Origin of the sequence: Streptococcus sanguinis (assembly GCF_020729725.1) — a bacterium.
GTDB classification, from domain to species: Bacteria; Bacillota; Bacilli; order Lactobacillales; family Streptococcaceae; genus Streptococcus; species Streptococcus sanguinis_V.
The window spans coordinates 1-6328 of record NZ_JAJEPA010000026.1 but is presented as its reverse complement, the minus strand read 5'-3'; the positions used below and the strand labels follow the sequence as shown (position 1 = coordinate 6328).

7 protein-coding genes are annotated in these 6328 nt (G+C 35.0%); 1 reads left to right on the top strand and 6 read right to left on the bottom strand.

Annotated elements, in window-relative coordinates:
• From K4I03_RS12255 to K4I03_RS12230, 6 genes are all read right to left on the bottom strand, one after another.
• The coding region (locus tag K4I03_RS12255) for a hypothetical protein (protein WP_227965611.1) at window positions 1-278 on the bottom strand (278 nt) is incomplete at its 3' end.
• A 75-nt stretch (window positions 279-353) separates the two neighbouring features.
• The gene (locus K4I03_RS12250; RefSeq protein ID WP_227965610.1) at window positions 354-2603 is read right to left on the bottom strand and encodes an AAA family ATPase; all 2250 of its coding nucleotides are present in this window, start codon (window positions 2601-2603) and stop codon (window positions 354-356) included.
• Window positions 2604-2610: 7 nt separating this feature from the next.
• Complete coding sequence (locus K4I03_RS12245) at window positions 2611-3771, bottom strand: hypothetical protein (RefSeq protein ID WP_227965609.1); 1161 nt, start codon at window positions 3769-3771, stop codon at window positions 2611-2613.
• A complete protein-coding gene (locus tag K4I03_RS12240; protein WP_227965607.1) occupies window positions 3758-4234 on the bottom strand; it encodes a hypothetical protein in 477 nt (158 codons plus the stop codon). The genes K4I03_RS12245 and K4I03_RS12240 overlap by 14 nt, the downstream gene beginning before the upstream one ends.
• Window position 4235: 1 nt before the next feature.
• Window positions 4236-4670, bottom strand: a complete 435-nt coding sequence (locus tag K4I03_RS12235) for a hypothetical protein (RefSeq protein ID WP_227965601.1) — start codon at window positions 4668-4670, stop codon at window positions 4236-4238.
• A complete protein-coding gene (locus K4I03_RS12230) occupies window positions 4667-5191 on the bottom strand; it encodes a hypothetical protein (RefSeq protein ID WP_227965599.1) in 525 nt (174 codons plus the stop codon). Before K4I03_RS12230 ends, K4I03_RS12235 begins: the two co-directional genes overlap by 4 nt.
• A gap of 231 nt (window positions 5192-5422) precedes the next feature.
• On the opposite strand from K4I03_RS12230, the gene K4I03_RS12225 reads away from it, so the two are divergent.
• The gene (locus K4I03_RS12225; protein ID WP_227965597.1) at window positions 5423-6280 is read left to right on the top strand and encodes a ParA family protein; all 858 of its coding nucleotides are present in this window, start codon (window positions 5423-5425) and stop codon (window positions 6278-6280) included.
• Window positions 6281-6328: the final 48 nt, after the last annotated feature.

Below are 6328 nucleotides of genomic sequence, written 5' to 3'. Positions count from 1 at the left end.
TTTTCAGGCTGAGCAGCACCTTCTTCCCATTGACCTGTTTCAGCATTGTTGTGAATCTTATTTTCTTTAACAAGCTGTCGAAAAGTAATTTCCTCTTTTGGGTTTAAACCACTTAAAGGATAGTTGCTTCCTTTTGAGATTTTATCATTAACCCTTCCTACAATATTTTTTTCTCTATGATCCAGCTCTGCCGCGGAAGCTGTAATAATAACAGCAAACAAACTAGAAATAACCATGAGAAATAGAAGAGGTTTGAATAATTTATTCTTTGACTTCACGGCAATATTTTCCTTTCTATGCGTTGAATTGTATTATCATTGCATTGGTGTTGTATTGAAAATGTATTGATATTGTTATGAGGCGATTGTCTGAGGAATCACTAACAATTTACCACCCCGACTATCTTTGCCTTGTGACTCCAGTTTTTGAGCCGTTCCATACTTATCTGCTAGAGCATAGGCCAAATCCTGTTCCAAGTTCGTTTTCCCATTTGTTTTCACGACATAACGTGTGATTTGAGAGTTCCCCTCTTTTATCATTTCATTTTTTATAGCAGAATCAAAGAACTCTTCAATGCTTCTCTCAATATCACGAGCACCACCGCTATCAGAGGTTTTCCCTGATTGCTTTTCAACCGCAAAGTACATGGCAATAGGATTTGCTTTCCCAACATCTTCGTAAAGTAAATCCCAAGATGGTGCCTCTGGAAATTCAATTTCAATGCCAAATTCTTCCCTAAAAATTTTCACCCGCGCTTGTAACATCATTTCAGCGATTTCAACCTTTGTTGCCAGAGTTAAAGCATAAAAAGGAATAATTGTTTTAAAACGGCCATATACTTCTGGTTTAAACCTCGCATTTTTTAATGCAGTTTTAACTTGCTCTTCAGTATCATCCCATAGTTGAAGTAACTGTTCATCAGACATATCTTTTGTTTCTTTAATCGAAAATTCACCCATACTTTTAAAAATATCTGAACCTGCATTTGTTGTAGCAAAAATCATTGTCCCTTTCAAAGAAACTACTTTTTCAATATCCTCACCACCATCATGGGAACGGCGGAAGAATGTAGTCTCTCCCTCGTCTAATGGATCCATTATAGAAGTCTGATTCTCATAAGCTTTCTCTAACTCGTCTAATAAAATAATAGCTTCTGGATTTCTATCTACTTCTTTTCCTAATTTGGAGCGAAATCTCTCCAACCCTAATTCTCCAGTGTAATTTTGCATTTTAAAAGGAATGAAATTTTCTGCGTCACCTGTTATTGCTTCTGCAAAAGCCTTAACCATTGCGGTTTTACCAACACCTGTAGAGCCAAGCATTAAAGCTGTTATTCTAGGACGATTACTAGTTGTGGTTGGATAAACCATGTTCACAACTGCATTTCTAACTTTTAGTATTGCTAAATGCTGTCCTTTAATCCGCTTTTCAATAACTGTCATAATTTTCCGAACATCATCTTTTCTATCTGGAATAATATTCAAACTTTGGAAAGCCTTATCAACCAACTCTTTATTGATAACGACATCATCTGTCTCACTAATGGCTATAATCGTGTCCAGAATATCCAACGATTTAGCAGGTTCAGCTAGGTGTGTTCTATATCGATGGTTTAAATCTATGATATAGTTTAAAACATTATCACCAACATTATGCGAAAAATCATAACCCAGTCTTCCAACGATTTCATTCCGCAAAACAGCTCTAGTCGCAAGCTTAGAAATGTTCGTAAGTCTAATAATTCTGAAACGTCTCACGAATGCTTCATCGGTCGCAATGTACTGGTTATATTCATTTTCAGTTGTTGCGCCAATTAACATGATTGGTGTTTTTGTGGTGATAGTTTTAAGAACATCTGCTCCTAGCTTTGTCTTTACCCCCTTATTATCAAACGAGGTGATAACTGTATGAACTTCATCAATAAACAAGACCACTCGTGCTTTTTCGTCTTCTTCTTTCAGTTTATCTTCATACTTCTTCAACGCAGGTATCAGTCGAATTAACCGTTGCGCCATATCTCCCTCGTTTTCTAAAAGATTCATGTGAAGCGATATAATTTGAACATGTAATTTATCAACTTGATCCTGTCTCAATTTCCAACCACTAACCAAGGCTGTTTTACCAAGACCAGCAGGCCCTAAGATAAGTGCAGTGGGATTTTTCCTATTTGATACATAAGTCAATTCTTTAATTTCTTGTTCTCTCTCTATCACTTCCATATCGGGTGATATCTTCATGATTTCAATCGCGCCGCCAAACTCATCTTTTGACAACACTTCAAAATATTCAGCGGCACTTAAACCATCATATTTTGTTTCATTGGCAATTCGTTTTTCCTCTTCTTTTTGTAATTTTTCCAGTTCGATGACACGGTAAGCATCAACTAGAGCCTTTTCAATTTGTCCCCTCAAGTCATATACTTCTGTATCTATCTCTTTAGGAAGCCAACGAAATCCATTTTGGGTTTCTTTTAAGACGATTCCAACCAAATCAGATTTAGACAGACTTTCGAGTTCTTCTGCCGTCACTTCAGCATTGGGGCAGCCTAACCTTTTCAAAATATCTTCTTTGTTTGTAAGCTCCATATCTTTGATATTCTCCACTTCTTTCCTATTTCTGAACAATCACATTGTAATCTGTATTCATTGAACCAAAGCTTTCCTTGGTAAATTTTGAATCGTTTAGGAATTTCTTCTGTTCCTCATAGCGTTCCAAGTTTTCTTTTTCGTCTTGATATGCTTTTTGAGCAGTTTCTAAATCCCTTGTAGCTTCTTGACTTGTAGGATTTGCTAACAATCGGTCAGTAAATTCTTCAACCCCTTTTTCAATCTCTCCCATTTTTTCTTTTGTGAGTTTGATTTGTGTATCTGTTTCCTTAAGCAATCGCTTCACACCTACTTCGTGAATGATTTTGTTATAATCAATTTCTCCGTTTTCGTCTAAAAAGCTGCCGTCATATACAGTAGTATTTTTAGAATAAGGATTGATGCGGAAATTGATGAAGTCCTGAACAGGCCCTTGGGTATTTGAGAAGTTAAACAAGCCATTCTTATCTGCCTCTTTAAAGGGCTGGTTTGAAATCATGCCTTCAACTGATGTTTTTTCTTTGTCCAAAAACTGTTTTGATTGATACAAGGTATCTGATCCATCATCAAAAGTAAATCTGTTCAACAGATAAAATTGATAAGCCTCTTGCTTCAATTTGCCTTTGATAATTAAGTAGGCATTCCCTTCATTTTCTAAGATACCATAGTTTATTTGCATGCCATCAGGAAGATCTGACTTTTTATTTACAGCAATATTGATACCGTAATTGGTACCCTTTATAGAAAGTTTTTGGCGAGAGGTATTTGAATAACCAAGCTCAATAATGGTTACTTCCCTATTTTTATCTGTCGCTACTTGTTCCAATGTTACAGTAGCCCCTGATTTTGTATAGGTCAACGTCTGGCCAAATGGTGTAGAATTAGATACCACATACTCATGATACCTTTGCCAGCCAATTAGCAACCAAATTATCGCACCTATCGCTATAACCTGCATAGCTTTATAGTACCTTCCCCACCTCACTGTTCTTTTAGTCCGAATGTCATAATCTCCATATTTTCCACCTAATATGGTTTTCCCAACATTCTTTTCTTTAGGTTTTTCTTTTAATGTTTCATGTGAAACATTTTTTTTATTCTTTTTATTCTTTTTAGAAAAGCTGATTTTTTTCAAACCTGCAAAAATATTCTTTGATTTTTTCTTTGATTTCTTATCCCCAGACATCTAACCTACCTCCACTCATTTGGTTATTATCTTGWGCTTTTTTTGGTGTCCTTTTAACTTTTACATCTGCTTGATAGATTTCTCCATTTTCTTCAACAATGAGCTTATCCCCGCTTTTCAGGACATATTCACCCAAACGAATTTCAGAAACACGAATATAGATTCTACCATAATGGTTTGTTGTTTTTTCAATATGGAGCAAATCCTCAAGTTTTACTTCCTGGCCACCACGCATAAGGTCTATAGGAAGGATCGCCTCAGTTGCATCATCTAAAGTGATAAAAATCAATTCACCAGCATTGTCACTTCCAAGTGTCGTATTCTCTAATATAAACCGTAGCTCTTTTTTAGAAAGAGGATAGCTGCATAAAAGAGTAAATTCATCTTGAAACAATTCCTCTAAATCCAGATTCAAAAATTGATTTAACCCAGATAGTTTATATAAATCCAATTTATCTGTCATTCTAGTCCCCCATTCTTACTGTATAAAACTCTCTCTTCTTACCATCTCTGCTTATAACAGCAATGGTATCTGTATAAACCGTAATTTTAGTATGATTTTTAATGTGAACTTTTGAGGACTTATACTCAATTACAATGTTAGCCTCTCCACTTGCCAAAACTTCATTAAGTTTAACATCTTTATCCTTAGATAAAAACACTTCTATTAGCACACCCTCATTATTAGGTTTGTTCCCATCTTTAAAATTATCGTACTTGGTATCATCTTTTTCAATTTCTACTAGCAATTTTAATCGTTTTTTAACACTAAGAACTGCAATTAATTTTAATTGCTTGTCTTTAAAAAAATCCTCTGTGTCAAATTTTTGATAAGAATCGATACCAGTATATCTCTTACTGTTTCCCATAGTTCGTACACGAATTTGTTTACTTTTCATGCTTTTCTCCCTTTCTTATATTCTTCGAGTTTTCTTTCAAATTCTTCTCTCTCAGCCAATTCTAATTGATAGTCATATTCCAGTATCTCCACCATATTGATTGCTTTGTAATTATGACCTTTCAAGCGTTTGCTTCGCTTTCCTACCTTCATCAAAATTGTACTTGACAGATTTTTGTTTGCCAGGTTCTCCTCAAACCACTTACCTATTAGGTAGCTGTTACCTTCAAAAATCAACCGAAACCTTTTGGTGTATTCATTTGTTTCATCGATCTCGTCAAGAGCCATGCAGATCTTCTTTAAAGTTTCAGCAAGCATATTATCCAAYACTCTTTTTCGATTAATACTTACCAGGTTAGTTGCCAAAGCAACTGAAAGTCCACAAGCTACCAACTCCGTATAAAAGGTAGTCCTTGGTTTGATATCAAGCCTCTTATCTATTTTATCAATTAATTCAAAGTAAAACTTCTTATAACCTCCTTTTTTTATTATTTTATTGATTTTACTCTTGGTTGTCTTCATAGCTCTTCCTTTCTTAATACATTTTTTATTATACACTATTTACAAGCTATTCTCAACCCTTTAATTAAGCATATTTTATTATTATTTAAATATTTAGAAAAAAACCTTGACTGGCCAATTAATAAATGGTACAATACATTTACAACGCAACACAATTACAATGCGTTACAATACAAATACAATCACAACGTAATTCGGTTGCAATACACACAAAATACAAGGAGAAAAGATATGAATATCTTTGAAATCGTCAATAAAATCGAGGAAATGAAAATCCTCACCTTCAGCACTATGAAAGGTGGCGTTGGTAAAACTACTAATGCCGTAAACCTCGCAAAGAGACTTTCTGATTTTGCAAGAGTCCTACTCATTGATGGAGACCCTTCAGGGAACGCCTCTGCTAACCTAATGCCTTACGATGAAGATGGCAACGGCTTGTGGGAAAAGGAAAATGAACTAATAAATATTTTCCGCGGCGAAAGTGTCACTCCGTTAGCAGTAAACGAAAATTTGGACTTAATCGTTGGAACGCATGATTTACATGACATTGAAGCAGAATTAGCTAATAAAAAAATTGATAAAGTTAAAATTTTACATAACTGGATCAAACGTAGCAAACTTCATAAATTCTACGATTTTATTGTCATTGATACCCATAATGACAAGGGGCTTATCACACAAAATGCATATTACACCAGTGATTTGATTGTAAGTTCATGTGAACCTGATGAATATGCAGTCAGTGGGTTTACGAGCGCTTACGAACTCTTAGTTGAAATGAAAATTGGATATGTTAATTATGATGATGAGTTAGAGAAAGAAATTTCTCAACTTAAAGCCAATATTGTTTTACTGGGTAGCAATGTTGGTTCAGATACGCTATCTAAAGCTTTCATTCGTGACGTGAAAGATATGGAGGAATATGTTGGTTCTGTTCCTAGAGGAGTTGTTTTCCCGAAAGCGAATTTACAACACTCATCTGTTTACGATTTAGCTAAAAAAGGAGAGTATGCTAGAAAAAGATACATTCCATTTTTTGAGAAAGTTGATGCAGCTTATGCTGCGGTTTTAAGCCGTTTGATTTCATAGAAACACAACACGTTATCAATGCAACACAAATGCATTACATTACAACGC